The following is a 25258-nucleotide window of genomic DNA, read 5'->3' on the forward strand; positions in this document are numbered from 1 at the left end:
TGAGATAATCGAGATCTCCGTTACGAACTGCCGCTTTCCGGCCAGCTTCATGCACATTCTCGTTCCGATCGCCTTCGTCCTCATCGTTGCCAGCATGGCATCCGCGCTGTATTTCATGATGCACGACCGGGGCCATACGAAGCGGATGGTTTGGTCGCTCGCGATGCGCGTCGGACTGTCGATCTCGTTGTTCCTGTTCATCCTGGTCGCAAACTGGATGGGCTGGATCCATTCGACCGGCATTCCGATCGGCCGCTGATACAACCGGGTGCGGCATATCGCCGCACGCACGCCACCATCAAGCAAAAACGCCGCCCGACAAAGTCGGTGCGGCGCATCGGCCCAGTTGCCGGCGGCGCGTACACAGCGCATCGGCAAATCAAGCCAGCGGCCCGCGCGGGCATCGCGTGGGCCGTTTCCGTTACAGCCAGTAGACGACGACGTAAAGACCCAGCCAGACGACGTCGACGAAGTGCCAATACCACGCTGCGCCTTCGAATGCGAAGTGGTGATCCGGCTTGAAGTGACCGCGGATCATCCGCACCAGCACGACCGCGAGCATCGTGCCGCCAAGGAACACGTGGAAACCGTGGAAGCCCGTCAGCAGGAAGAACGTCGAGCCGTACACGCCGGAGCCGAGCGTCAGGTTCAACTCGTTGTATGCGTGGAAATATTCGAAACCTTGCAGGAACAAGAAGCAGACCCCAAGCACGAGCGTCGCGGCAAGCCATGCGATCGCCTTGCTCCGGTGATCTTCACGCAGCGCGTGGTGCGACACCGTCAGCGTCGCGCCCGACGACAGCAGCAACGCGGTGTTCAGCGTCGGAATCGGCCACGGGCCCATCGTCTTGAAATGGCCCGCGAGCGCGGCCGGCCCTTCGTTCGGCCAAACGGCGGAGAAATCCGGCCAGATCAGCTTGTAGTCGAGGCTGCCGAGCTGGTGCAGCGCGATTTCACGCGCGTAGAAAAGCGCGCCGAAGAATGCGCCGAAGAACATCACTTCGGAGAAGATGAACCAGCTCATGCTCCAGCGGAACGACTTGTCGACATTCTTGCCGTACATCCCGCCTTCCGATTCGCCGATCGCATCGCCAAACCAGTGATACAGCGTGAACAGCAGCCAAAGCAGGCCGACGAGCGCGGTAAAGGGTGCCCACGGCTCACCGTTGATCCACAGCGCGAACGATCCGAGCATGACCAGCAGGCCGATGGCCGCGCTGATCGGGTGCTGCGACGGATGCGGCACAAAATAGTACGGGCTCTCGTTTTGACCGGTCATGCTTGATTCTCCACTTCAGTCCAATTTGTTCCGGAACGCTCCGGCTTATTTCTCGGCGACGCACGCGGCGCCGTCTCGCTTGTTGCATCCCGGCACGCGCAATCGGCGCACCGTCTCAATCCGTATTGACCTACCCCACCACCGCGTGTACGACGAGGATCAACACGGCGATGAAGATCGCCGCGCCGATCAGCGCGGCGCTCAACACGTGCAGCGGGTTCAACTGCGTCGCGTCGGCCTCGAGATCGCGCCGCCGCCTCACGCCGAAAAACGACCACAGCACCGCTTTCATCGACTGTGCGAATGTGCCTTTTCTACCCATTTCGCTCATCATCGTCGCCTCCCTCGGTCTTACGCGGCGGGCTTCGCCGCAGCGCGGCCCGGCTCTTGCGCCGCACCGCGAGCAGGCGCGGGCGCATTCAATTCGAAGAACGTGTACGACAGCGTGATCGTTTTCACGTCCTTCGGCAACTTCGGGTCGATCACGAACACGACCGGCATGTCACGTGTCTCGTGCGCCGCGAGCGTCTGTTGCGTAAAGCAGAAACACTCGATTTTCTTGAAAAACTCGGTGGCCTGCTTCGGCGCGTAACTCGGAATCGCCTGCGCGACCACCGTCCTGCCCTGGCCGTTCGTGACTTCGTAGACAACCGTCGTCAATTCGCCCGGATGCACATCAATGCTGCCGAGCTTCGGCTTGAAGCCCAGCGGCCCACGCGCGTTCGCATCGAGTTCGATCGACACCTTGCGGCTGTAATCGACCTGCGTATTCTTCGCCTCGCTCGCGCTGACGTCGCGCTGCAGCAGGTTGTTCAGGCCGGTGATCTGGCAGATCGCGCGGTACATCGGCACCAGCGCGAAGCCGAAGCCGAACATCAACCCCGCCACGACGACGAGCTTCAACAGCATCGACCGGTTGAACGCGCGATCGACATGCGCGCCGGACTTCGACATCACGACTTCCTCAAGTACTGCGTCAGGACGTGGACGCAATCCACTGCCTCACGACGGCACCCACAAAAAAGACGGCGGCGACGATCACGAGGATCAGCCCCATCCGCTTGTTGCCCGCGCTGATCTGCTCGGGCGTGCGTCTTTGTTGTGGATTCCGGGTCATGCGTAGGTTCGTATTGCTTCGATCGGAACCGCCGCCCGCGTCATGCGACGCGGGCGGCAAATACCGGACAATCGTTACTCGACCGTCGGCGGCTGCTCGAACGTGTGGAACGGAGCCGGGCTCGGGATCGTCCATTCGAGGCCCGTCGCGCCATCCCACGGCTTGTCACTTGCTTTCTCCAGTTCGCCGCCACCGCGGTAGGCGGGCAGCACGACCGCGAACAGGAAGTACACCTGCGCGAGGCCGAAGCCGAACGCGCCGATCGTCGCCACCTGGTTGAAGTCGGTGAACTGCGCCGCATAGTCCGCATAACGGCGCGGCATGCCGGCGAGGCCCAGGAAGTGCATCGGGAAGAACGTGACGTTGAAGAAAATCATCGACGCCCAGAAATGGATCTTGCCGCGCGTTTCGTTGTACATCCAGCCGGTCCACTTCGGCGACCAGTAATACCAGCCGGCGAACAGCGCGAACAGCGAACCCGCGACGAGCACGTAATGGAAGTGCGCGACGACAAAATACGTGCCGTGATACTGGATATCGAGCGGTGCCATCGCGAGCATCAGGCCCGTCAGGCCGCCGAACGTGAACACGAACAGGAAGCCGATCGCGAACAGCATCGGGGTTTCGAACGTCATCGAACCGCGCCACATCGTCGCGAGCCAATTGAACACCTTCACGCCCGTCGGCACCGCGATCAGCATCGTCGCGTACATGAAGAAGAGCTGGCCCGTGACCGGCATGCCGGTCGCGAACATGTGGTGCGCCCAGACCATAAACGACAGGATCGCGATCGACGCCGTCGCGTACACCATCGAGCTATAGCCGAACAGCGGCTTGCGCGCGAACGCCGGGATCACCTGCGACACGATCCCGAACGCCGGCAGAATCATGATGTACACCTCGGGGTGGCCGAAGAACCAGAAGATGTGCTGGTACATCACCGGATCGCCGCCGCCCGCCGCATTGAAGAACGACGTGCCGAAATGGCGGTCGAACAGCACCATCGTGATCGCGCCGGCCAGAACCGGCATCACGGCGATCAGCAGGTACGCGGTGATGAGCCAGGTCCACGCGAACATCGGCATCTTCATCAGCGTCATGCCCGGCGCGCGCATGTTCAGGATCGTCACGATGATGTTGATCGAGCCCATGATCGACGACGCGCCCATGATGTGCACCGCGAAGATCGCGAAGTCCATGCCCGGGCCCATCTGCGTCGACAGCGGCGCGTACAGCGTCCAGCCGGCGGCCGTCGCGCCGCCCGGCGCGAAGAACGAGCCGACGAGCAGCACCGCCGCGACCGGCAGCAGCCAGAAGCTGAAGTTGTTCATCCGCGCGAACGCCATGTCGGATGCACCGATTTGCAGCGGAATCATCCAGTTCGCGAAGCCGACGAACGCCGGCATGATCGCGCCGAACACCATGATCAGGCCGTGCATCGTCGTGAGTTCGTTGAAGAACTCCGGACGCATGATCTGCAACCCCGGCTCGAACAACTCGGCGCGGATGCCGAGCGCCATCACGCCGCCCGACAGGAACATGATGAACGAGAACAACAGGTACAGCGTACCGATGTCCTTATGGTTGGTGGCATACAGCCACCGCCGCCAGCCGTGCGGCGTTTCGTGCGCGTGGTCGTCGTGCGCGTGGCCCGCGGTTACGTCGTGCCCGATGCTAGACATGAGAATCTCCTAATGCGAATACGTCGACAAACACAGCGACACGTCAAGCCGCCGGACCGATCTCGACCCGCCGGGCTTCCTTCGCGTCCGCCCCGCCCGTGATCGTTTCCGGCTTTTTCATGATGATGCGCGCTTCGGCGACGCCCGCGGCTTTCAGCGCATCGCGCACCGCCTGCGCACGATGCTTCGCCAGCTCCTCGTTCGTCGCGACCGAGCCCGTCTTGTCGGTATAGCCCGACAGCACGAGCTTCGCGTCCGGATGTGCGTTCGCGTAATCGACGGCTGCGGCGATCGCGCCCTTCGCGTCCGCGGGCAGCTCGCTCTTGCCGATCTCGAAGTAGATCGCAGCCGGCAGCGCCTGGGCTTGAGCCTGCTGCGCCGGTGCGGAGGCGCCCGATGCGGCTTCGGCGGCGGGTGCCGCGGCGGCCTCGCCCGCGGCCGGCGCGCTGTCCGCCGGCAACTTGCCGTTACGCGCATCGGCCACCTGTTTCGGCTGCAGCGAATCGCCCTTATGGTTGCCCCACGAATTGCGCTCGAACGTGATCACCGACGCGATGTCGAGATCCGACAGCGACGCCCACGACGGCATCGCGCCGTTGCCCTTCAGCACGCGCTCGACATGCGCGGCGATCGGACCGTTCGCGATCTGGCCGCCATCGATTGCCGGGAATGCGCCGAGACCCTTGCCATTCGGCTGGTGGCATACCGCGCAGTTCGCCTTGTAGACTTCCTCGCCGTGCGCAATCAGCTCGGCGCGCGTATAGACCTTGTTCGGATCGACCGCGCCCGCGGCGAGCTTGGCCTTCTGCGCGCTCACCCACTTCGCGTAATCGTCGTCCGACAGCACCTCGACGACGACGGGCATGTACGCATGCTCCTTGCCGCACAGCTCGGTACAGAAACCGCGGTAGGTGCCGACCTTGTCGGCCTTGAACCACGTGTCGCGCACGAAGCCGGGAATCGCATCCTGCTTCACGCCGAACGCGGGCACATACCAGGAATGGACGACATCGTTCGCGGTCGTGATGATGCGAATCTTCTTGTTAACCGGCACGACGAGCGGATTGTCGACTTCCTGCAGATAGGTATCGGAAATCGGCTTCTGGCCGTTGACCTCGCTGCGCGGCGTCGTCAGCGTCGACAAAAAGCCGATGCCTTCGCCCGGACCCTTCACGTAGTCATACGCCCACTTCCATTGGTAACCGGTGACCTTGATCGTCAGATCGGCGTTCGTCGTGTCCTTCATTGCGACGACGGCCTTCGTCGCGGGCAGCGCCATCAGCACGACGATGATGAACGGCACGATCGTCCAGATGATTTCGACCGTGGTGCTTTCGTGGAAATTGGCGGCCTTGTGGCCTTTCGATTTGCGGTGCGCGAAGATCGAATAGAACATCACGCCGAACACGCCGACGAAGATCACCGTACAGAGGATCAGCATCATCGTGTGAAGGTCGTAAAGCTCCTCGGCAATCTTCGTCACGGGCGGCTGGAGATTGATCTCGTTGACGCGGGGGCCGCCCGGGCTGTCGCCGACCGCCGCAGCGGCACCGGCGAAGAGCAGCCCGCTGCATGCCAGCACGCCCGTGAGGGCTCGCTTGATTGTTTTCATAGCTTCCTTACCCAAAATTTCCATTCAAACCCTGCCCCGCCGCAGGCCGCCCGCTACACCGGCCACCCGTTTCAGCCACCGCGCATCAACGATGCACGTAGCTCGCGCGCAAACTGAGCGCGCCGGTATTGCGCAAGATGCTGCCCGATCACGAACGCTTCGCCACGCGATACCAATCTGATCGGATCGCACGGCGACTCGCCCGGCTCGACCCTCACCCAGTCCGGGTTCAATTCGATCTGCGTCAGCCGCTCCGCGCTCATCCGCTCGATGATGAGCCGGTGACGAAACAGCCGGATGCGCTCGTAATCGACTGCATGGCGCGCATAAACGATAAACGCGACGCCTACCGCCAACAGCTCGATCCCAGTAAATGGCAGCACGAGCCATGCTCCGCGCCAAAACAACAGGACCGCAATCATCAGCGAGCATGCGGCGAGCGAGACATAGAACGTCACGAACTGACGCGGCGACACCGAGCAGTTGCGTTTCATCAACCAGTCCTTCAGGACCGGCTCGGCATCCGGCAAACCTTCCGCTGCTTCCATCGCTGCCTCTCGCGAACGACGTCTGATGCTTGGCTCCAACTGCTCGTCAAAGCGCCGTCCGACCGGTATTGTGGGACACCCCCAGGACGACAAACTGTCGCATTATAGGCGGGTTCAAAGTCATCCACAAGCAAGCGGCGGTGCCCGGCGAGCCAAGCGCGACAAGCTTTCCGGCCATTTCGGAGGACGCTTTCCATCCGTGCGGGCTGTGCATTGCCCAATCTTTCCCGGCTGCGCACGACCCGCTGCGCGCCCCCTCAAACGCACTTTCACGGGCGCTTCGAACGCCCTTTTCCGATGTCCTGCACACGCACGATGCCGTGGCCTTCGGCCGTCGTGCGCGGCGCCGCCTTCCACGCGTGACCGTAGATCACCTCGAAGGTGAGCGGGATCGTGCCATCGTCGCGCCGACGCGCATCGAGCGCATCGTGCAGCGCCGCAAGCAGCCGCCGCGACGCCCGCGCCGACGCCTCGTCGCGTTCGAACGGATACGCGCCCCAGCGGCGCACATCCGCGAGCAGCGAAGCGGGAGACTTGTAGGTGACGGTCAGCACCTCCTGATCCATCACCGGAATCTCGAAACCGCTTTCGACGAGCATGTCGCCCAAATCGTGCATATCGACGAAATCCACGATGCGCGCCGGTGCGGCCGCGTCGACTGCGCGAGCCGCGTCCGCCCAGGCCGCGCGCAGCTCGCGCAGCGTATCGGGCCCAAGCGTGCTGAACATCAGCAGCCCATCGACACGCAACACACGGTGCCATTCGGGCAGCACGAGATCAGGACGCGCATGCCAATGCAAAGCGCAATTGGACCAGAGAAGATCGAACGCGCCGCCGGCAAACGGCAGCATGGAGAAATCGGCCTGCGCGACGCGCGGGCCGCGCTGGCCGAGCGCCTTGGCAAGCGTCGCGGGGAGGAAGCGGCGCCAGTTGGTATCGGCGGCATCGCGCTCGGCCGCGCGCGCGAGCATCCCGTGGGACACGTCGACACCGAACACCGGCGCCTCGGGAAAGCGCGCGCGCAGCAGGGGCAGGTCGTCGCCCGTGCCGCAGCCCGCGTCGAGCACGCTCGCGGGACTGATCTTGATGTAATCGAGACGCTCGCGCATGCGCTGCGCAATCTCGCGCGGCAGAAACGACACGGCGCCGAATCCGGCGGCGCGGCGATCGAAGATCTGCCGCAAACGCCGCGGGTCATCGGCCGGACGGCCGGTTTGTGCGGGAGCTGGGGACATTTGGAGCACACTGGCGAAGAGCCCGAAGTATACTCGCTCGCTTCGCGGCGTTCAGCGAAGCGGCCTTGGACAGGAGCCGACGATGGCCGACCGTGCGATTTTGCGACGCAGCATCCGCGTGGCGAGGATCTGTGCGGCCAATCTATTCGCGCGCCTTGTTGCCGCCGCGCTGCCGAACCGCTGCGCGCTGTGCGGCAATTTGTCACACCAGACGATTTGCGCGTGGTGCGACGACGCCTATTGGAACGAAGCACGGCTGCGCTGCCCGCGCTGTGCGCTGCCGCTCGCCGGCAAGCGCATGCGTCATGACATGCAGACGTGGCGCGCTGCGCATGCGTTGCCGGCAGCAAGTTCGCCGCATGGCACGGGCACCTCGGCACGCGCGCAACCGCTGCAAGCGGCGCTCGCGCGGCCACCCACGAACGCGCCGGAAAAAGCACGGCCGCCGCACGCCGCGCGCTATTACTGCAGCGCGTGCGCGAACGCACCGCCGGGATTCGACGCGACGCTCGCGCTCGCTGATTACCGCGCGCCGCTCGACGGCCTTGCGCTAGAACTGAAGTTCCGTGCGCATCTCGCGCTCGGCCGCGAATTCGGCGCGCGGCTCGCACGGCTTGCGTCGGACGCGCTCGACGACGCGCCGCCGCTCGATGCGATCGCCCCTGTGCCGCTTGGAGCGCGGCGTCTCGTCGAGCGTGGCTATAACCAGGCATGGGAAATCGCGCGACCGCTCGCGCAGGCATTGTGCGTGCGGGCCAACCCGACGCTGGTCGCGCGCGTCACCGACACCGCGCCGCAATCGCGGCTTGCCTATGACGCGCGGCGCATGAACGTCGCGGCTGCGTTCGCAATCGCGCGGCCGGTGACGGGATTGCACATCGGCATCGTCGACGACGTGATGACGTCAGGCGCGACGCTCGACGCGATCGCGCGCGCATTGAAGGACGCGGGCGCGCGCCGCGTGACGAATTTCGTCGCGCTGCGCACCGCGAAGGATTGACGGCGCCACCTCGCGCCGTCGGAAAACACGGAGCCGCGACACGCGCTCACCAGCAAACATCGATCGAATCATGTTCAACGTCGTCCTAGTCGAACCCGAAATTCCGCCGAACACCGGCAACGTCATCCGCCTGTGCGCGAATACGGGCGCACGCTTGCATCTGATCGAGCCGCTCGGCTTTCCGCTCGACGATGCGAAAATGCGGCGCGCAGGGCTCGACTATCACGAGTACGCGCAAATGCAAGTTCATCCGAACTGGGACGCATTCGTCGCCGCCGAAGCACCGGACCCCGCACGGATGTTCGCGTTCACGACGCGCGGCTCGGGACGCTTTCACGATCGGGCGTTCGCGCCGGGCGACTGGTTCGTGTTCGGCTCGGAAACGCGCGGGCTGCGCGCCGAGCTGGTCGAACGATTTGCCGCGCCCCAGCGCGTGCGGCTGCCAATGCGGCCGGGCAACCGCAGCCTCAATCTGTCGAATACCGTTGCGGTGGTCGTATTCGAGGCGTGGCGCCAGGCGGGATTCGAAGGCGGTGCGTGATGAAACGCAGCATCGACCGCCAATTGCCGCCGGATGGTGGTCAATCAATCGGTTTCGGCAACGTCGCCTGAGTTCCGCGCCAAAGCAAGTTAGGTTGTCGCAACGTCACCTTTCGGTTGATCGACTCGCTTTCTATGATCGTCAGGGCACTCAACGAGATGAGGTCATCATCGCAATGAACAGCGCCAATCAATTGATTTCCCATCGCACCGGTTCCGATCACACCGTCGAATCCGCCATCGCCACGATCCAGGCCCGCTTGCGCGCACAGGACGATCTTCCGGCCGCGACGCTCGGCCAACAGCTCGCGCTGGTCGATCAGCTCGCCACATTCGAATTCGGACGCTTCCTGCTCGTCAATCGCGGGCTCGACGGTGAATGGACACATCGCCTCGTGACCTACGAACCTGGCACGTTGAAACCGGGCGCGACAACCGATCTCGAATATCGATTATTCGAGCGTCTGCCCGCCGGGCTTGCCACGCGCGAACGCTTCGGCGTCTTTCGCCGGGAACTGCAAGCGTTACTCAAGCCTGGCATCACACTCGCGTCCGTGCCATGCGGATGGATGGGCGATCTGCTGCTGCTCGACCACCGCGGCTATGACGATATAAAGCTGCTCGGCATCGATCTCGACCCACGCGCATTGGATGGTGCTTGGGCGCTGGCAACCGAGCGCGGCTTGACCGATCGGCTGTCGCTACGCCGTGGCGACGCGTGGTCGCTGGGTCTGCATGCGCAGGTGGATGCGCTGACGAGCAACGGCCTCAATATCTACGAACCCGACGACGACCGCGTGATCGCGCTGTATCGCCGGTTCTTCGACGCACTGAAGCCCGGCGGTCATTTGATCACGAGCTTTCTGACACCGCCGCCGGCGCTATCGAATGAATCGCCCTGGGATCTGAGCGTGACCACGCCGGATGCGCTCGCACTGCAACAAACGTTGTTCGTGCACGTGCTCGACGTGAAATGGAATGTTTTCCGCACGCATGCGCAGACCCGGACGCAACTCGAACGAGCCGGCTTTGCCGAGATCCGATTCGTCGACGATCGCGGCCGGATGTTTCCGACCGTCGTGGCGCGCAAGCCGGTGTAGACGAACCCGCGCCGCTGACCGCGCACGACGGCGGGCAGCGGCGCCCCTCGATCTCACTTGAGCCGCGCGAGCTCGGCTGCATAATGCGCCAGCATGTCGTCGGAAAAGCACGCAAATACGATGCGCTGAAAACGCGCGCCGGACGACAGCGCGTTGCTCACCATGCGCACGGCGATCGCCGTCGCGGCATCCGGCGGAAAGCGATAGACGCCGCAACTGATCGCAGGAAACGCGATCGACACGCATCCCGCTTCGGCAGCGACTTCGAGCGAGCGCCGGTAGCACGACGCGAGCAGCTCGGCCTCTCGATGCCCGCCGCCCCGCCATACCGGGCCGACCGTATGGACGACATATTTCGCGGGCAATTGGTACGCGCGCGTGAGCTTCGCATCGCCCGTCGCGCAACCGCCCAACGTCGCACATTCCGCCACGAGCGCCGGCCCTGCCGCGCGATGAATCGCGCCGTCCACGCCGCCGCCGCCCAGTAGCGACTCGTTTGCCGCGTTGACGATCGCATCGAGCGGAAGTGTCGTGATATCGACGATGCTTGCGTCGACAAACGTTGAACCGATGATCGGCATCACGTTCTCCGTCCACAGCGCGTGAACGCCAGACAAACAAGCCTGCGCTCCCGCGTCGCCGCCGGTCAATTCATCGATTACAGACCGCGGCCCAACCCAGCCCGCGTTTGATTCGCGCCGCCCTCACTCCGCTTTCGCGTCCCGGCGCAGCAATCCGCTCACCGCATCGCGCGGCGCGACGCCGTCGAACAGCACAGCGCACACTGCCGCGGTGATCGGCATCTCGACGCCGCGCTCTTGCGCGATCGACAATACCGCCCGCGCGCATCGCACGCCTTCGGCAACGTGCCCGAGCGCCGCGAGGATGTCGTCGAGTGAGCGATCTGCCGCAAGCTGCATGCCCACCGTCCGATTGCGCGACAAATCACCCGTGGCGGTCAAGATCAAATCGCCCAGACCAGTCAGCCCCGTGAACGTCTCGGCCCGGCCGCCGAGCGCGACGCCGAGCCGCGACATCTCGGCGAGCCCGCGCGTGACGAGCGCCGCGCGCGCATTGAGACCGAGACCGAGCCCATCGGCAATGCCCGTGGCGATGGCGAGCACGTTCTTCACCGCACCGCCGACCTCCACACCAACGACGTCGTCGCCGGTATAAATGCGCATCGCGCCATGATGAAACGCGGCGAGCGTGCGCTCGCGGCACGCGGCAGACGCGCTCGCGACAGTCAACGCGACAGGCAGCCCTTGCGCGACCTCGCGTGCGAAGCTCGGCCCCGACAACACGCCGTGGCTCGCGTGCGCGGGCAACTCGCCGGCCACCATCTGATGCGGCAGCAGTCGCGTGTCGGCGTCGAAACCTTTGCAAACCCAGACGAAATGCGCGGGCGCACGGCCCGTGCCGCGCATCTCGCGAAGCAACGCGCGCAGCCCGGCCACGGGCGCGGCGATCACGCACAGCGCGTCATCCGCCTGCGCATGCGCGAACGCCTCGGCGAGATCGGCGCCGTAACGCAACACCGGCGGCAACGTGACGCCGCCCAGATAACGGACGTTCTCGCGCCGAGCGGCAAGTTCCGCCGCGAGTGCGGCATCGCGCGCCCAAAGCAGCGTGTCGTGCCGCGCGGCGAGATGCGCGGCGAGTGCGGTGCCCCACGCGCCCGCGCCCAGAACCGCAATCTTCATGCTGCGCACCGGTTGCGCGCGAGCCGATCGTTCATGACGCTCGCCCGCGCTCAGTTGAGCGTCGAGCCGTTCGGCGCGCCGCCTTGTTGTTGCGCGAGTTGCGCGAGACGCTGCTCGTACAGCGCCTGAAAATTGATCTCGGCAAGATGGATCGGCGGAAAGCCCGCGCGCGTGATCGCATCGGCGATGTTCGAGCGCAGGTACGGGAACAGGATGGTCGGGCATGCGATCCCGCACAGCGGATCGATCTGGTCGTCCGGGATGTTACGGATATCGAAGATACCGGCCTGCTTCGCCTCGATCAGAAACGCGACTTTATCGCGGACCTTCGCGGTGACGGTGCCCGACACGGCAATCTCGTAGACGCTTTCGGCAAGGCGCTCGGCCTTCACGTCGACTTCGACTTCAACCGACGGCATGTCCTGCTCGAGGAAGATCGCCGGCGAATTCGGCTGCTCGAGCGACAAGTCTTTCAGGTAGATGCGCTGGATGTTGAAGAACGGTTGGTTTTCGACGTCGGACATGGTGGTTCCCTAAAAAATAATCGTGGCGGCCGGAACCCTCCGGCCGCCCGGTATGGTCATGCTAAGGTCGTGCGCCGCCCGTCGTGCGGCGGCGCACCGCGCTGCGAGGATCAAGCGGCAGCGGTTTCGAGAAGCGGCGTCAAGCCGCCTTCGCGATCGAGCTTCGACAAATCGTCGTAGCCGCCGACGTGCGTGTCGCCGATATAGATTTGCGGCACCGTGCGGCGGCCGGTGCGCTCCATCATTTCCGCACGGCGCGCCGGCTCCTTGTCGACCAGCACCTTCTCGATGCGCTCGACGCCACGCAGCTTGAGCAGCCGCTCGGCCTGGATGCAATACGGGCACACCTGGGTGCTGTACATGACCACTTTGTTCACTTCGCCACTCCTTATTTGACGACCGGCATGCCGGCCTGCTGCCATGCGGCGAGGCCGCCCTGCAGCACATGAACGTCCTGGTAACCGGCTTGCTCGACGAGCTTGCGCGCTTTGTGCGATTGCTGACCGTTCTCGCACACGAGCAGCACCGGCGTACCCTTGTTTTTCGACAATTGGCCGACTTTTGTCTGGAGTTCGTCGAACGCGATCGAGCGCGCGGACGGCAGGTGCCCCGCATCGAACGCGGCCGCCGTGCGCAGATCGACGACGATCGCGTTACGGCGGTTGATCAATTGAGTGGCCTCGGCGGCGGACAGCCCGCCGCCGCCGCGCTTGAACGCGGGCCATGCAAGCAGGCCGCCGGAAACCACCAGGATCGCGATGAGCGCGAGATTCGTGTAATCGGTGAAGAACGTCACGGAAAATCCGTCGGAAAAGAGAAAACTGAGAAATCGAATCAGGACAATCCCGCCATTATAAAATAACCTCCTGTCTACGATACCGTCCCGCGAGGGGCCGCATCCGCTTACCGCTTCCTCACTACCGACCGCAAGCATCCATGTACAAGCTCGTTCTCATCCGCCACGGCGAATCGACGTGGAACAAGGAAAACCGCTTCACCGGCTGGGTTGACGTCGACCTGACCGAACAAGGCAACCGCGAAGCGCAACAGGCCGGCCTGCTCCTCAAGGAAGCCGGCTACACGTTCGACATTGCCTACACGTCGGTGCTCAAGCGCGCGATCCGCACGCTTTGGCACGTGCAGGACCAGATGGATCTGATGTACCTGCCCGTCGTCCATTCGTGGCGGCTCAACGAGCGCCATTACGGCGCGCTGTCGGGGCTCAACAAGGCGGAAACCGCCGCGAAGTACGGCGACGAGCAGGTGCTGGTCTGGCGCCGCAGCTACGATACGCCGCCGCCCGCGCTCGACGCGTCGGACGAGCGCGCGCCATACGGCGATCCGCGTTACGCGAAGGTGCCGCGCGAGCAATTGCCGCTCACCGAATGTCTGAAGGATACGGTCGCGCGCGTGCTGCCGCTCTGGAACGAATCGATCGCCCCGGCGATCAAGGCCGGCAAGCAGGTGCTGATCGCCGCGCACGGCAATTCGCTGCGCGCGCTGATCAAGTATCTCGACGGTATCTCCGATGCCGATATCGTTGGCCTGAACATCCCGAACGGCGTGCCGCTCGTCTACGAACTCGACGACAACCTGAAGCCCGTCAAGCACTACTATCTCGGCGACCAGGACGCAATCGCGAAAGCGCAGGCGGCCGTCGCCCAGCAGGGCAAGGCGCAGGCGTAATAAGCGTAAGCTGCAAGCGTAAGCTGCGCGGGCAAACCGGCGCGAGCCCACGCAAGCCGGCGCCATGCGCACGGCCGACGGCGGTGCAGCGCACGCACGCCGCCTCGGCCACGCAAAATACTGTCCGCCCGTGCCGTGCCGCGGCGAACCTGTGCGCCGCGGCACGGTCGAATTCACCGCCGCATCCCGTTTCGCCCCGATCCACAAGGCATCCGGGTGAACAGTTATACTTGACCGTCGTTCGCTCGTCCCGTTGCTCCCGCGACAGCCAAGCGCTTTCCGATCGTACCCAACTCTATGCGTATGAAATTGAAGAACATCGGCCTGATTGCCGCGGGCCTCGCAACCGGCGTCTTCGCGACGCTGCAGATTTCCGCATCGGCCGAGCAGGCCGCAACGTCGGTCGCCGCGCCGCTGCCGCTCGATCAGTTGCGCCTGTTCGCCGAAGTGTTCGGGCAAATCAAGCGCGAATACGTCGAGCCCGTCGACGACAAGAAACTGCTGACCGCCGCGATCAAGGGCATGGTATCGAGCCTCGATCCGCATTCGTCGTTTCTCGACAAGACCGATTACCAGGAATTGCAGGAACAGACGAAGGGCCGCTTCGCCGGCCTCGGCATCGAAATCTCGCAGGAAGACGGGCTCGTCAAGGTGATCTCGCCGATCGAGGATACCCCCGCGTTCCGCGCCGGCATCCGCCCCGGCGACTTGATCACGCGAATCAACGATCGCCCGGTGCGCGGCATGACGCTCGACAAGGCCGTCAAGCAGATGCGGGGCGAACCGGGCACGAAGGTCACGCTGACGATCTTCCGCAAAAGCGATGATCGCACGTTCCCCGTCACGGTCACGCGCGCGATCATCAAGGTGCAGAGCGTGAAGGCGAAGCTGCTCGATCAGGGCTACGCGTATGTGCGCATCACGAGCTTCCAGGAGCGCACCACGCCCGATCTCGCCGCGAAGCTCGAGGACATCGCGCGCCAGCAGCCGAATCTGAAGGGCCTGATTCTCGATCTGCGCAACAACGGCGGCGGCCTGCTGCAAAGCGCGGTCGGCGTCGCGGGCGCGTTCCTGCCGCCGGATTCCGTCGTCGTGTCGACCAACGGCCAGATCCCGGATTCGAAGCAGGTCTACCGCGACAATTTCGACAACTACCGTCTGCCGACATTCGATACCGATCCGTTGAAAAATCTGCCGGCGATCTATAAGACCGTGCCGATGATCGTGCTGACCAACGCGTATTCAGCGTCGGCTTCGGAGATCGTGGCGGGCGCGCTGCAGGACGCGCACCGCGCGACCATCATGGGCAAGGCGACGTTCGGCAAAGGCTCGGTGCAGACGGTGCGGCCGATGACCGCGGATAGCGCGCTGCGCCTGACGACCGCGTACTACTACACGCCGAGCGGCCGCTCGATCCAGAACAAGGGCATCGTGCCGGACATCCCGGTCGATCAATTCGCGGACGGCGATCCGGACGACGCGCTCGTCACGCGCGAGGTCGATTACACGAACCACCTCGCGAACACGCAGGACCCGAACGAGAAGAAGGAACTCGAGGAACGCGAACAGCGCCGGATGGAGCAACTGCGCATCCTCGAGGAGCAGAACGACAAGAAGACGCCTGAAGAGCGGCAGAAGGATCGCGACCGCAAGCCGGTGGAGTTCGGCAGCGCCGACGATTTCATGATGCAGCAGGCGCTCAACAAGCTCGAAGGCAAGCCGTTCCAGCAGTCGAAGATGCTCGCCGCCGATAGCGCGGCCTCGAAAGACGCGGCCGGCAAGACGGCGGCTTCGGCGGCCAAGGGCGCGTCGGCGGCCAAAGCGGCACCGAAAACGGCGCCCAAGCCCGCGTCGGCGCCCCAGTAAGCCGCAGCGTGCAAGCATCCGGCCCGCACACGGGCCATCGCGGCAAGCCGCCGCGATGGCCCGTTTTCTTTGCGCGCCTAAAATAAGCCCACACCGGTTCTCCGCCCTCGCGCCCGTCCACCATGAATGACGATCAACTTCTGCGCTACTCGCGCCACATCCTCGTCGACGAAATCGGTATCGAAGCGCAGCAGCGCTTTCTCGAAGCGCACGCGCTTGTCGTCGGCGCGGGCGGCCTCGGTTCGCCCGCGGCGATGTATCTTGCCGCGGCGGGCGTCGGCACGATCACGATCGTCGACGCCGACACGGTCGATCTGACGAACCTGCAGCGGCAAATCTTGCACGCGACGGCGTCGGTCGGCCGCACGAAGGTCGAATCGGCGCGCGACACGCTCGCGCGCCTGAATCCCGACGTAAAGGTGAACGCGCTCGCCGAGCGCGTCGACGATGCATGGCTGAAGGCGCACGTCCCGCGCGCAAGCGTCGTGCTCGACTGCACCGACAACTTCGCGACCCGCCACGCGATCAACCGCGCCTGCGTCGCGCACCGCGTGCCGCTCGTTAGCGGCGCGGCGCTGCGTTTCGACGGGCAGATCAGCACGTTCGATTTCCGCGATCCGGACTCGCCATGCTACGCGTGCGTGTTCCCGGAGGACCAGCCGTTCGAGGAAGTGGCATGCGCGACGATGGGCGTGTTCGCACCGACGGTCGGCATCATCGGCGCGATGCAGGCGGCCGAGGCGCTGCGCGTGATCGGCAACATTGGCACGACGCTCACCGGCCGGCTGATGATGCTCGATTCGCTGCGCATGGAATGGAACACGATGAGAATCGCGCGGCAGCCGGATTGCGCGGTATGCGGCGCGGGCGGCACGCACTGACGCGGGTCGCGCGTCGCCACGTCGGTCAGTGCACGCGAGCGTGCCGACGCAATGCAAGCAACGCGGCACACCGTGCACGCTTTGGCACATCGCGCGATAACCACGCTGCCGCAAAGCCGGCGCGACGATGCCGATAGCCCACCACGCAGACAGTCAACCGAGCCGCAGTCACCCGCGGCAATCCCGGCAGTCGCCACCATCGGCCACTATCGCGGGAATCACGATACTCGCCGGTGCGCGCGACGATCACGCCGAAGTCCGGCGAGCCTGCGTCAGGCACACGACGCCTACGCCATGCATGCCCAGCCCACCCTCAAGCCGCGACGTCCGCCTTCGGCTCCGCGCTCGCGAGCCGCTGCAACGCCGCCTGCACTTCCTCCGGCTCGAATGCCGCGAGTACGTCCGCGGTCGGCTTCTCGAGCGCCTTCAGATGCGCGCGCAGGATCTCCTGCTTGACGACGAGCAACTGGCTCGGATGCATCGAGAACTCGGTGAGCCCCATGCCGAGCAGCAGCCGCGTGAGCGCCGGATCGCCCGCCATCTCACCGCACACCGATACCGGCACGCCCGCGCGCTTGGCCTCGCGCAGCGTGAAGGCGATCAGATGCAGCACCGCCGGATGCAACGGATCGTACAAATGGGCGACCGCGTTGTCCGCGCGATCGATCGCGAGCGTGTACTGAATCAGATCGTTCGTGCCGATCGACAGGAAATCGAAGCGCTTCAGGAACAACGGCAGCGCGATCGCCGCGGCCGGAATCTCGATCATCGCGCCGACGCGCACGTTCGGATCGTAGGCCAGCCCCGCCGCATCGAGCTGGCGTTTCGCCTCGTTGATGAGGTCGAGCGTCTGATCGATCTCTTGCGCGTGCGCGAGCATCGGCACCAGGATCTTCACCTGCCCGAACGCCGATGCGCGCAGCATCGCGCGCAACTGCGTGAGGAACATCTGCGGCTCCGACAAGCTCCAGCGGATCGCACGCAGGCCGAGCGCCGGGTTTGGCGCGGTCTCGTAACCTTCGTCGTGCGCGTCGAGCGGCTTGTCCGCGCCGACGTCGATCGTGCGGATCGTCACGGGCTTGCCCTGCATCAGTTCGACCGCGCGCTTGTACGCGGCGAACTGCTCTTCCTCCTCCGGCATCTGGTTCTTGTGATTCATGAACAGAAACTCGGAGCGGAACAGGCCGACGCCGACCGCGCCCGCATCGACGGCCGCTTTCGCGTCGTCGGGCAGCTCGATGTTCGCGAGCAGGTCGATTTTCGCGCCGCACAGCGTGAGCGCCGGCGAGAACTTCAGCCGCTGCAGCTTGCGCTGCTCGAGCGCCTTTTCCGATTGCCGGTACGAATACTCCTCGAGCACGATCGGCGCCGGATCGACGATCACGATCCCGGCGTCGCCGTCGACGATGATGAGATCGTCCTGGCGAATCAGTGCGCTCGCATGCTGCACACCGACCGCGGCCGGAATACCGAGGCTGCGCGCGACGATCGCCGTATGCGACGTGCGTCCGCCGAGATCGGTGACGAATGCCTGAAACGACTGCGTCTTGAACTGCATCATGTCGGCAGGCGCGATGTCGTGCGCGACGACGATCATCTCGTCGCGGCTCTTCGCCGCCTTGTCGAGCGCCTGCGCAGCCGACGGCGCGCCCGCGAGCGCTTTCAGCACCCGCTCGACCACCTGTTCGATATCGGCCTTGCGCTCGCGCAGATATTCGTCTTCGATGTCGTCGAAGTGACTCGCAAGCACGTCGAGTTGCTCGGTCAACGCCCATTCGACGTTATAGCGGCGCGTGCGGATCAAATCGATCGTTTCCTGAACGAGCATCGCGTCGCCGAGAATCATCGCGTGCACGTCGATGAACGCGGCCACTTCGCTCGGCGTATCGTGAGTCAGGTCGGCGCGCAGCGCATCGAGTTCGCCGCGCACGGCGCCCAGCGCCGCGCGTAAGCGCGCCACCTCGGCTTCGATCTGGTCGGCCTCGATCAGATAATGCGCGACATCGAGCGCCGCCGGCGCGATCAGATACGCGCGTCCGATCGCGATACCTCTTGAAACGGGAATGCCCTGCAGCGTGAAGGACACGCGCACCTCCTAAAGACGTGAGCCGCGACGCACCGTCGCGATGCGCTTATGACCCCGGCTGACGATTATAAATTCCGCACCCCGCGCGCGGCTGCATGCGGCGCAACATGGCAGCCGGTCAAGTACGCCAGAAACGAACGCATGATGAAAAAAATGCCGCGGCGGCGCGCGGCATTTTTTCAGCATAACGCGGCGGCTGCCCGCCGCGGCCGCCCGGCCGGTTACTGACCTTCGCCGAATTTGTCGGCGATCAGTTTGAGCAGCGCGTCCATCGCCTCTTTCTCGTCCGGCCCGTCCGTCTCGATCGTCACCGTACTGCCGATCCCGGCAGCCAGCATCATCACGCCCATGATGCTCTTCGCATTGATCCGGCGACCGTTGCGCGTCATCCAGACTTCCGACTGAAAATTGCCTGCGAGCTGCGTAAGCTTGGCCGACGCGCGCGCATGGAGCCCCAATTTGTTGACGATGGTCGTTTCTTGTTGAAGCATGGTGTTCCAATGAGGTCAAAACGAGCTTGCGGCCGGCCTGCCTGCCAGCCGCACGGAGGCGATTGCGATTGCCGCGGGCCGCTCAATGCGGCTCTTCGGCTCGCGCTTTCGGTTCGGGCGGAATCGGCGCGCATTCGCCGCAGCCGAACGTGCCCGAACGCGGCGGCGGCGTGCCCGCCGCGATTTCGTGGATTCCCTTCGTCGAGCCGGCGAGCGCCTTGTCGACAAGCGTATCGAGCGGCGTCGTGCGGTAGCACACCGCGCGCACCAGCATCGGCAGATTGACGCCCGCCAACACTCTGACGCCTTCGACCTTCGCGAGTTGCCCTGCAATGTTCGCGGGCGTTGCGCCGTACATGTCGGTCAGCACGAGCACGCCGTTGTCTTCCTTCAGGCGCGCGAGTTCCGCATGTGCGAACGCCATGACCTGGACCGGATCGCTGCTCGGCTGCACGTCGATGCAACCGATACGCGCGGGCAGCCCGCCGTAGATATGCACGATACAGTCCCGCAACGCGGCAGCGAGCGGCGCGTGCGCGATGATCAGAATGCCTGCCATGTCAACCTCCGCCGAACCGCCATCCGTCGCCCCGAAACGAATTCCGTCGACGGAGAAGAGCTGACCGCCCTTTGCAGGCGCGGCGAACGAAGTAAGCGTGGGGGTCGTTTCATATCAGCCTTACAACGAGTGCGGCCCGACCGCCGGGCCTCGCGCACGATAACGTGCCGGCGAGCGGGCATTGTAGCAGGCCGGTCGACCATGCCGGCGGCGATGGGCCTGCGCGTGCGCCGCCGAGCCGAGGGGGCCAAAACAGACGTTAGCGAACCGCCTGCTCCAACGCGTCGACAAACATCGACGCGACGTCGAACCCCGTCTGATCCATGATTTCCCGAAAGCAAGTCGGACTCGTGACATTCACTTCGGTCAACGCATCGCCGATCACGTCCAGGCCGACGAGCAGCAGCCCGCGCGCCGCGAGCACCGGCGCGAGCGCGGTCGCGATCTCGCGGTCGCGCGCGCCGAGCGGCTGGGCGATGCCGACGCCGCCCGCCGCCAAATTGCCGCGCACCTCGTTGCCCTGCGGAATCCGCGCGAGCGAATACGGCACCGGCTCGCCGCCGATCAGCAGGATCCGCTTGTCGCCCGCGCTGATCTCCGGGATGAATTTCTGCGCCATCACGGTGCGCGCGCCGTCGTGCGTCAGCATCTCGATGATCGAGCCGAGATTCATTCCGTCCGGCTTCACACGGAACACGCCCATACCGCCCATGCCGTCGAGCGGCTTGATGATCACGTCGCCATGCTCGGCATGGAACGCGCGCAGCCGAGTGGCGTCGCGCGTGACGAGCGACGGCGCGACGAACTGCGCGAACTCGCCGATCGCGAGTTTCTCCGAATGATCGCGAATCGCCTGCGGCCGGTTGAACACGTGCGCGCCCGCACGCTCGGCAAGCTCGAGCAACCACGTCGACGTCACGTACTCCATGTCGAACGGCGGATCCTTGCGCATCAAGATCGCGCCGAACGACGGCAGCGCGCGCGCCTCGCGCGCGCCCGCTTCGTACCAGCGCTCGCGATGCAGATCGGCCGTATCGCCGACGATCGTCACACGATACACGTCGGCCTCGACGCCCGCGCCGGTCCATGCGAGCGCGCGCGGCTCGCACGCATACACCGCGTGCCCGCGCCGCGCGGCCTCCGCGATCATCGCGTAGGTCGAATCCTTGTAGATCTTGAAGCGCTCGAGCGGGTCGGCGATAAAGAGAATGTCCATGCGTACCTGATGCGGAAAAGGCGACGTCACACCTGGATGGCTTCCGGGTCGGTCTTCTCGAGTTCGACCGACGACGCGATAAGCGCAAGCCGCGCGACGACGCCATACATATAGAAGCGGTTCGGCGGCGCCACGCCCGGCTTCGCGTGCGTATCCGGCAGCGCCGTGTGTTCGAAGCCGAGCGGCACGTAATGCATGCCGGGCGCGTTCAAATTCTGGTCGCGATCGCGCGCGCCATGTGTGCGATAGAACCCGCCCACGACATAACGGTCGATCATATAGACGACCGGCTCGGCCACCTCGTCGCCGATGCGCTCGAACGTATACACGCCCTCCTGCACGATCACGTCGCGCACCGGCGCGCCCGCCTTCGATTCAGCCATTTTCACGCGCTCGGGCTTCGACAGCCGGCCGATCTCCGCCGCGTCGTGCACGGTCATCACGCCGCGGCCCGCCGTGCCCGCGTCGGCCTTCACGACGACATACGGCCGCTCGCCGATTCCGTACTCGCGGTACTTGCGCGCGATCTTCTTGAGCACCGCGTCGATCGCTTCGGCAAGCGCATCGCCGCCGTTGGGCGCGTGCCAGTCGACGCCCTCGACGGTCGAGAAATACGGATTGAGCATCCACGGATCGACGCCGACCATCTTCGCGAATTTCTTCGCGACGTCGTCATAGCACGAAAAATGCGTCGACTTGCGGCGCACCGCCCAGCCGGCATGCAGCGGCGGCAGCAGATACTGCTCGTGCAAATTTTCCAGCACGCTCGGAATGCCTGCCGACAGATCGTTGTTCAGCAGGATCGAGCATGGATCGAAATTCTTCAGGCCAAGGCGGCGCGGCGTGCGCTCGAGCGGTTCGAGCACGATCCGCTGGCCGTCGGTGAGCGTGATCGGCGTGATGTCGACGATGCTTGGATCGAGCGAGCCGAAACGCACGTTCAGGCCCGCCTGGCGCATGATCGTCGCGAGGCGCGCGACGTTCTCGAGGTAATACGCATTGCGCGTCGGCAGCTCGGGAATCACGAGCAGCCCCTTCGCGTCCGGACAGATTTTCTCGATCGCCGCCATCGCTGCCTGCACCGCGAGCGGCAGCACTTCGGGCGGCAGGTTATTGAAGCCGCCCGGAAAAAGGTTCGCATCGACAGGCGCGAGCTTGAAGCCCGCATTGCGCAAATCGACCGAACAATAAAACGGCGGCGTGTGCTCCTGCCATTCGAGCCTGAACCAGCGTTCGATCGCAGGCGTGGCGTCGAGGATCTTGCGCTCGAGTTCGAGCAGCGGGCCATTTAACGCCGTAACGAGATGGGGAACCATGTGTGACTCGCGGACGGGAGAAAAAAGATTGTAGAGCAATTGCTTGCTGCATTTGGGGATTGTTCCCGCAAACACAAGATATGACCGAATGTTTGTCGCTATTGACCTGATTGAGTGCAGGGATATGGCCAATACCGTATCTGCAAGCGCGCCGGGCGGTGCGGGAAGCAGGCGGCGGCCCCGAAAAAAAACCCGCCGGAAGGCGGGTCGAAATCGCTGCGCTCATACTGGTGCATGCGGCGGCCAAAGTACATACGGTTGGCCGCCGCCGGCCCGGAACATCTGCCCGCGCCGGTCAATCATTCGACGTGCTCGCCGTGCAGAATCACGTCGAGCCCTTCGCGCTCCTCCTCCTCGGTCACCCGCAAGCCGATGACGAGATCGATGAGCTTCAGCAGGATGAAGCTGACGATGCCGCTGTAGACCAGCGTAATCGCGACGCCCTTCGCTTGCAGCAGCAGGCTGCCGTCCGCGCCGCCGATATCCTTCACCGCGAACACGCCCGTCAGCAAAGCGCCCAGAATGCCGCCGACGCCATGCACGCCGAACGCATCGAGCGAATCGTCGTAGCCGAGCTTCGACTTGAGCCACGTCGCCGACCAGAAGCAGACGACGCCCGCCGCGACACCGATCACGAGCGCCCCCGCGACGCCGACGAAGCCGGCGGCCGGCGTGATCGCCACGAGCCCCGCCACCGCGCCCGACACGATGCCGAGCACCGACGGCTTGCCCTTGGCGATCCACTCCGCGAACATCCAGCCGAGCGCCGCGCACGCGGTGGCCACTTGCGTCGTCAGCATCGCGAAACCGGCGCGGCCGTCGGCCGCCACCGCCGAGCCGGCATTGAAGCCGAACCAGCCCACCCACAGCATCGAGCCGCCGATCAACGTCAGCACGAGATTGTGCGGCGGCATCGCCTCACGGCCGTAGCCGACGCGCTTGCCGAGTACGAGACACGACACGAGGCCCGCAATGCCCGCGTTGATGTGCACGACCGTGCCGCCCGCGAAGTCGAGCACGCCGTCCGACGACAGCCAGCCGGTCGGCTCCCAGACCATATGCGCCACCGGCACGTAGACGATCAGCGACCAGAGCGTCATGAACACGAGCATCGCCGAGAACTTCATCCGATCGGCAAACGCGCCGCAAATGAGCGCCGGCGTGATGATCGCAAACGTCATCTGATAGACGAAGTAGACGCTTTCCGGAATCGTCGCCGCGAGATGGCTCACCGTCAGCGTCGTCGCCTTGTCGCCGTGGATGTAGTTCATGCCCGACAGGAACACCCGCGACAAGCCGCCGATGAAGCCGCTGCCGGGCGTGAATGCGAGGCTGTAACCGATCACGGTCCACAGCACCGTGACGAGCGCCGTGATCGCGAAGCTCTGCATCACCGTCGCGAGCACGTTCTTCTTGCGGACCATGCCGCCGTAAAAAAGGGCCAGCCCCGGAATCGTCATGAACAACACGAGTGCGGTCGACGTCAGCATCCATGCGGTGTCGCCCGCGCTGATCTTCGACGCATCGACCGAGAACGGCGCGGTAGGCGCGGCCGGCGCGGCGGCAGCGGAAGCCGGCACGGCAGCCGATGCGGCGGCGCTCGCGGATGCGGCGTCGGTCGCGACAGCCGCGGCGCTCGCCGGCGCGCCGGATGCGGCGGCCGCCGACGCGGCATCGTCGGCCATCGCGGCGCCGATGCCGGCCGCGAGCAGCGAGCCGGCCATCAGCAGGGACATCAGAATCTTGCGCATCTTGGTTTTCCTCTTGTCGTTCGTATGTCTCGTGTCGTTGAAATCAAAGGGCGTCGGCGCCCGTCTCCCCAGTGCGAATCCGAATCACCTGCTCGATCGACGTAACGAAGATCTTGCCGTCGCCGATCTTGCCCGTGCGCGCCGCCCGCTCGATCGCCTCGACCGCCTGCTCGACGAGATCCTCCGGCACGGCGGCCTCGATCCTCATCTTCGGCAGGAAATCGACGACGTATTCGGCCCCGCGATACAGCTCGGTGTGCCCCTTTTGGCGGCCGAACCCTTTGACCTCCGTCACCGTGATGCCCGAGACGCCCAGGGCCGACAGGGCCTCACGCGTCTCATCGAGCTTGAACGGCTTGATGATTGCAGTAATCAGTTTCATGAAGTCCTCTCGCTATGTGGTTGCCCATCGCCGCTGCAATGTGTAGCGGAATATCCTCAGCAACTCGCATGCCATGTCGGCAAGCGCCGTGTTGTCAGACTTTCAGGCGGATTTCGACGATGCGCGCGGGCGCGGCGGCGGCGCATCCCGCCCCTGGCCGAACGGCCAACGCGGACATGGTTGGCTGGCGTACCGAAAGGAAGGTTGTTAGAGTGCTTGCACGTCCGGCGCACGGCGAACGCGGGTTTCGCGCTCGAATGCCCGGAAAGCGGGCCCGCGCACGCACCAACTTCGGTCATGCGCATTTCGCGGGCACGAACGCAACTGCAGTTGCACATTTTTTGTGCATTCGGAAGGGGAACACCATGAAGCAACCCAGCGACGTTTTCAACGACCTGCAATCGCGCATTGGCGATCTGCTGAAAAACTCGCCGGTCAAGGATGTCGAACGCAACGTGAAGGCCGTGCTTTCGCAAGGCTTCTCGAAGCTCGATCTCGTCACCCGCGAGGAATTCGACACGCAGTCGCAAGTGCTCGCCCGCACCCGCGCGCGGCTCGAAGAACTCGAAAAACGCGTCGCCGAGCTCGAACGCAAGCTGACCGAGGCCTGATATCGAAGTACGCCGCCGCTCGCCCGAGCGGCGGCCGAGCAGTCACAAATTCGCGCATCGCCGGCAAACGCGC

At 64.6% G+C, this 25258-nt stretch carries 28 protein-coding genes; 8 read left to right on the forward strand and 20 right to left on the reverse strand.

The window, feature by feature from the left end:
- The first annotated feature begins 49 nt into the window (after positions 1–49).
- Positions 50–259: a twin transmembrane helix small protein gene (locus tag BSIN_RS18515; protein WP_089341534.1), complete on the forward strand. Its 210-nt coding sequence runs from the start codon at positions 50–52 to the stop codon at positions 257–259.
- 162 nt (positions 260–421) lie between these two features.
- On the opposite strand, the gene BSIN_RS18520 is transcribed toward BSIN_RS18515, so the two are convergent.
- The 8 genes from BSIN_RS18520 to BSIN_RS18555 all read right to left on the reverse strand — a co-directional run bounded on the left by BSIN_RS18520 (position 422) and on the right by BSIN_RS18555 (position 7473).
- On the reverse strand, positions 422–1279 hold the full coding sequence (locus BSIN_RS18520) for a cytochrome c oxidase subunit 3 (protein ID WP_089341535.1): 858 nt from the start codon (positions 1277–1279) through the stop codon (positions 422–424).
- Between the two features lie 130 nt (positions 1280–1409).
- A complete protein-coding gene (locus BSIN_RS18525; protein ID WP_059518026.1) occupies positions 1410–1610 on the reverse strand; it encodes a DUF2970 domain-containing protein in 201 nt (66 codons plus the stop codon).
- Between the two features lie 20 nt (positions 1611–1630).
- The gene (locus BSIN_RS18530; protein WP_059518024.1) at positions 1631–2233 is read right to left on the reverse strand and encodes a cytochrome c oxidase assembly protein; all 603 of its coding nucleotides are present in this window, start codon (positions 2231–2233) and stop codon (positions 1631–1633) included.
- Positions 2234–2255: 22 nt separating this feature from the next.
- Positions 2256–2396: a cytochrome oxidase small assembly protein gene (locus BSIN_RS18535; RefSeq protein WP_069235029.1), complete on the reverse strand. Its 141-nt coding sequence runs from the start codon at positions 2394–2396 to the stop codon at positions 2256–2258.
- Between the two features lie 74 nt (positions 2397–2470).
- Positions 2471–4078: a cytochrome c oxidase subunit I gene (gene ctaD, locus BSIN_RS18540; protein WP_059517699.1), complete on the reverse strand. Its 1608-nt coding sequence runs from the start codon at positions 4076–4078 to the stop codon at positions 2471–2473.
- A gap of 43 nt (positions 4079–4121) precedes the next feature.
- Positions 4122–5714, reverse strand: coding sequence for a cytochrome c oxidase subunit II (gene coxB, locus BSIN_RS18545; protein ID WP_089341536.1), 1593 nt, complete (start codon positions 5712–5714; stop codon positions 4122–4124).
- Positions 5715–5761: 47 nt separating this feature from the next.
- On the reverse strand, positions 5762–6238 hold the full coding sequence (locus BSIN_RS18550) for a DUF2244 domain-containing protein (protein ID WP_059517694.1): 477 nt from the start codon (positions 6236–6238) through the stop codon (positions 5762–5764).
- A 269-nt stretch (positions 6239–6507) separates the two neighbouring features.
- Positions 6508–7473, reverse strand: a complete 966-nt coding sequence (locus tag BSIN_RS18555) for a methyltransferase domain-containing protein (RefSeq protein ID WP_059517692.1) — start codon at positions 7471–7473, stop codon at positions 6508–6510.
- Between the two features lie 97 nt (positions 7474–7570).
- Between BSIN_RS18555 and BSIN_RS18560 the strand changes: the two genes are divergently transcribed.
- From BSIN_RS18560 to BSIN_RS18570, 3 genes are all read left to right on the forward strand, one after another.
- Positions 7571–8473 carry a ComF family protein gene (locus BSIN_RS18560; RefSeq protein WP_369828204.1) on the forward strand — a complete coding sequence of 301 codons (903 nt, stop codon included), beginning with the start codon at positions 7571–7573 and terminating at the stop codon, positions 8471–8473.
- 70 nt (positions 8474–8543) lie between these two features.
- Positions 8544–9014, forward strand: coding sequence for a tRNA (uridine(34)/cytosine(34)/5-carboxymethylaminomethyluridine(34)-2'-O)-methyltransferase TrmL (gene trmL / locus BSIN_RS18565; protein WP_059517688.1), 471 nt, complete (start codon positions 8544–8546; stop codon positions 9012–9014).
- A gap of 175 nt (positions 9015–9189) precedes the next feature.
- Positions 9190–10113, forward strand: a complete 924-nt coding sequence (locus BSIN_RS18570) for a class I SAM-dependent methyltransferase (protein WP_089341539.1) — start codon at positions 9190–9192, stop codon at positions 10111–10113.
- Positions 10114–10166: 53 nt separating this feature from the next.
- Here the strand turns inward: BSIN_RS18570 and BSIN_RS18575 are convergent, their stop codons facing one another.
- From BSIN_RS18575 to BSIN_RS18595, 5 genes are all read right to left on the reverse strand, one after another.
- On the reverse strand, positions 10167–10694 hold the full coding sequence (locus tag BSIN_RS18575; protein ID WP_089341566.1) for an O-acetyl-ADP-ribose deacetylase: 528 nt from the start codon (positions 10692–10694) through the stop codon (positions 10167–10169).
- 123 nt (positions 10695–10817) lie between these two features.
- Positions 10818–11816 (reverse strand): NAD(P)H-dependent glycerol-3-phosphate dehydrogenase, encoded by a 999-nt coding sequence (locus BSIN_RS18580; protein ID WP_089341540.1) that lies wholly within the window; start codon positions 11814–11816, stop codon positions 10818–10820.
- 50 nt (positions 11817–11866) lie between these two features.
- The gene (secB, locus tag BSIN_RS18585; protein ID WP_059517683.1) at positions 11867–12340 is read right to left on the reverse strand and encodes a protein-export chaperone SecB; all 474 of its coding nucleotides are present in this window, start codon (positions 12338–12340) and stop codon (positions 11867–11869) included.
- Positions 12341–12450: 110 nt separating this feature from the next.
- Positions 12451–12717: a glutaredoxin 3 gene (gene grxC, locus BSIN_RS18590; protein ID WP_089341541.1), complete on the reverse strand. Its 267-nt coding sequence runs from the start codon at positions 12715–12717 to the stop codon at positions 12451–12453.
- Between the two features lie 11 nt (positions 12718–12728).
- Positions 12729–13136: a rhodanese-like domain-containing protein gene (locus BSIN_RS18595; RefSeq protein ID WP_089341542.1), complete on the reverse strand. Its 408-nt coding sequence runs from the start codon at positions 13134–13136 to the stop codon at positions 12729–12731.
- Positions 13137–13276: 140 nt separating this feature from the next.
- On the opposite strand from BSIN_RS18595, the gene gpmA reads away from it, so the two are divergent.
- The 3 genes from gpmA to BSIN_RS18610 all read left to right on the forward strand — a co-directional run bounded on the left by gpmA (position 13277) and on the right by BSIN_RS18610 (position 16773).
- Positions 13277–14026, forward strand: coding sequence for a 2,3-diphosphoglycerate-dependent phosphoglycerate mutase (gene gpmA / locus BSIN_RS18600; RefSeq protein WP_059517677.1), 750 nt, complete (start codon positions 13277–13279; stop codon positions 14024–14026).
- A 297-nt stretch (positions 14027–14323) separates the two neighbouring features.
- Entirely contained in the window at positions 14324–15892 is a 1569-nt protein-coding gene (locus BSIN_RS18605) for a S41 family peptidase (RefSeq protein WP_059517675.1), read from the forward strand.
- Positions 15893–16014: 122 nt separating this feature from the next.
- On the forward strand, positions 16015–16773 hold the full coding sequence (locus BSIN_RS18610; protein WP_069235034.1) for a HesA/MoeB/ThiF family protein: 759 nt from the start codon (positions 16015–16017) through the stop codon (positions 16771–16773).
- Between the two features lie 313 nt (positions 16774–17086).
- Here the strand turns inward: BSIN_RS18610 and ptsP are convergent, their stop codons facing one another.
- The 7 genes from ptsP to BSIN_RS18645 all read right to left on the reverse strand — a co-directional run bounded on the left by ptsP (position 17087) and on the right by BSIN_RS18645 (position 24574).
- Complete coding sequence (gene ptsP, locus BSIN_RS18615) at positions 17087–18859, reverse strand: phosphoenolpyruvate--protein phosphotransferase (protein ID WP_089341567.1); 1773 nt, start codon at positions 18857–18859, stop codon at positions 17087–17089.
- Between the two features lie 221 nt (positions 18860–19080).
- Positions 19081–19350 carry an HPr family phosphocarrier protein gene (locus tag BSIN_RS18620; protein ID WP_059517671.1) on the reverse strand — a complete coding sequence of 90 codons (270 nt, stop codon included), beginning with the start codon at positions 19348–19350 and terminating at the stop codon, positions 19081–19083.
- An 82-nt stretch (positions 19351–19432) separates the two neighbouring features.
- A complete protein-coding gene (locus tag BSIN_RS18625; RefSeq protein WP_059517669.1) occupies positions 19433–19909 on the reverse strand; it encodes a PTS sugar transporter subunit IIA in 477 nt (158 codons plus the stop codon).
- A 259-nt stretch (positions 19910–20168) separates the two neighbouring features.
- Complete coding sequence (gene gshB / locus BSIN_RS18630) at positions 20169–21125, reverse strand: glutathione synthase (protein ID WP_089341543.1); 957 nt, start codon at positions 21123–21125, stop codon at positions 20169–20171.
- A 26-nt stretch (positions 21126–21151) separates the two neighbouring features.
- Complete coding sequence (gene gshA, locus BSIN_RS18635) at positions 21152–22441, reverse strand: glutamate--cysteine ligase (RefSeq protein WP_089341544.1); 1290 nt, start codon at positions 22439–22441, stop codon at positions 21152–21154.
- Between the two features lie 299 nt (positions 22442–22740).
- A complete protein-coding gene (locus tag BSIN_RS18640) occupies positions 22741–24192 on the reverse strand; it encodes an ammonium transporter (RefSeq protein WP_173678713.1) in 1452 nt (483 codons plus the stop codon).
- Positions 24193–24235: 43 nt separating this feature from the next.
- Positions 24236–24574: a P-II family nitrogen regulator gene (locus BSIN_RS18645; protein WP_089341545.1), complete on the reverse strand. Its 339-nt coding sequence runs from the start codon at positions 24572–24574 to the stop codon at positions 24236–24238.
- A gap of 365 nt (positions 24575–24939) precedes the next feature.
- On the opposite strand from BSIN_RS18645, the gene BSIN_RS18650 reads away from it, so the two are divergent.
- Positions 24940–25185 carry an accessory factor UbiK family protein gene (locus BSIN_RS18650; protein WP_059518016.1) on the forward strand — a complete coding sequence of 82 codons (246 nt, stop codon included), beginning with the start codon at positions 24940–24942 and terminating at the stop codon, positions 25183–25185.
- Positions 25186–25258 lie beyond the last annotated feature (73 nt).

The sequence above is a fragment of the Burkholderia singularis genome (assembly GCF_900176645.1).
GTDB classification, from domain to species: Bacteria; Pseudomonadota; Gammaproteobacteria; order Burkholderiales; family Burkholderiaceae; genus Burkholderia; species Burkholderia singularis.

Excerpts from the sequence above, each read along its gene's own strand:
- secB (WP_059517683.1), bottom strand. The coding sequence starts at position 12,340 with ATGTCCGACGTCGAAAACCAACCGTTCTTCAACATCCAGCGCATCTAC.
- BSIN_RS18535 (WP_069235029.1), bottom strand. The coding sequence starts at position 2,396 with ATGACCCGGAATCCACAACAAAGACGCACGCCCGAGCAGATCAGCGCG.
- BSIN_RS18640 (WP_173678713.1), bottom strand. The coding sequence starts at position 24,192 with ATGCGCAAGATTCTGATGTCCCTGCTGATGGCCGGCTCGCTGCTCGCG.
- gpmA (WP_059517677.1), top strand. The coding sequence starts at position 13,277 with ATGTACAAGCTCGTTCTCATCCGCCACGGCGAATCGACGTGGAACAAG.
- BSIN_RS18520 (WP_089341535.1), bottom strand. The coding sequence starts at position 1,279 with ATGACCGGTCAAAACGAGAGCCCGTACTATTTTGTGCCGCATCCGTCG.
- trmL (WP_059517688.1), top strand. The coding sequence starts at position 8,544 with ATGTTCAACGTCGTCCTAGTCGAACCCGAAATTCCGCCGAACACCGGC.
- BSIN_RS18645 (WP_089341545.1), bottom strand. The coding sequence starts at position 24,574 with ATGAAACTGATTACTGCAATCATCAAGCCGTTCAAGCTCGATGAGACG.
- BSIN_RS18550 (WP_059517694.1), bottom strand. The coding sequence starts at position 6,238 with ATGGAAGCAGCGGAAGGTTTGCCGGATGCCGAGCCGGTCCTGAAGGAC.
- BSIN_RS18515 (WP_089341534.1), top strand. The coding sequence starts at position 50 with ATGCACATTCTCGTTCCGATCGCCTTCGTCCTCATCGTTGCCAGCATG.
- BSIN_RS18555 (WP_059517692.1), bottom strand. The coding sequence starts at position 7,473 with ATGTCCCCAGCTCCCGCACAAACCGGCCGTCCGGCCGATGACCCGCGG.
- BSIN_RS18530 (WP_059518024.1), bottom strand. The coding sequence starts at position 2,233 with ATGTCGAAGTCCGGCGCGCATGTCGATCGCGCGTTCAACCGGTCGATG.
- BSIN_RS18570 (WP_089341539.1), top strand. The coding sequence starts at position 9,190 with ATGAACAGCGCCAATCAATTGATTTCCCATCGCACCGGTTCCGATCAC.
- gshB (WP_089341543.1), bottom strand. The coding sequence starts at position 21,125 with ATGGACATTCTCTTTATCGCCGACCCGCTCGAGCGCTTCAAGATCTAC.
- BSIN_RS18650 (WP_059518016.1), top strand. The coding sequence starts at position 24,940 with ATGAAGCAACCCAGCGACGTTTTCAACGACCTGCAATCGCGCATTGGC.
- BSIN_RS18575 (WP_089341566.1), bottom strand. The coding sequence starts at position 10,694 with ATGCCGATCATCGGTTCAACGTTTGTCGACGCAAGCATCGTCGATATC.
- BSIN_RS18605 (WP_059517675.1), top strand. The coding sequence starts at position 14,324 with ATGCGTATGAAATTGAAGAACATCGGCCTGATTGCCGCGGGCCTCGCA.
- BSIN_RS18525 (WP_059518026.1), bottom strand. The coding sequence starts at position 1,610 with ATGAGCGAAATGGGTAGAAAAGGCACATTCGCACAGTCGATGAAAGCG.
- BSIN_RS18580 (WP_089341540.1), bottom strand. The coding sequence starts at position 11,816 with ATGAAGATTGCGGTTCTGGGCGCGGGCGCGTGGGGCACCGCACTCGCC.
- BSIN_RS18620 (WP_059517671.1), bottom strand. The coding sequence starts at position 19,350 with ATGCTTCAACAAGAAACGACCATCGTCAACAAATTGGGGCTCCATGCG.
- BSIN_RS18625 (WP_059517669.1), bottom strand. The coding sequence starts at position 19,909 with ATGGCAGGCATTCTGATCATCGCGCACGCGCCGCTCGCTGCCGCGTTG.
- BSIN_RS18610 (WP_069235034.1), top strand. The coding sequence starts at position 16,015 with ATGAATGACGATCAACTTCTGCGCTACTCGCGCCACATCCTCGTCGAC.
- gshA (WP_089341544.1), bottom strand. The coding sequence starts at position 22,441 with ATGGTTCCCCATCTCGTTACGGCGTTAAATGGCCCGCTGCTCGAACTC.
- coxB (WP_089341536.1), bottom strand. The coding sequence starts at position 5,714 with ATGGAAATTTTGGGTAAGGAAGCTATGAAAACAATCAAGCGAGCCCTC.
- ctaD (WP_059517699.1), bottom strand. The coding sequence starts at position 4,078 with ATGTCTAGCATCGGGCACGACGTAACCGCGGGCCACGCGCACGACGAC.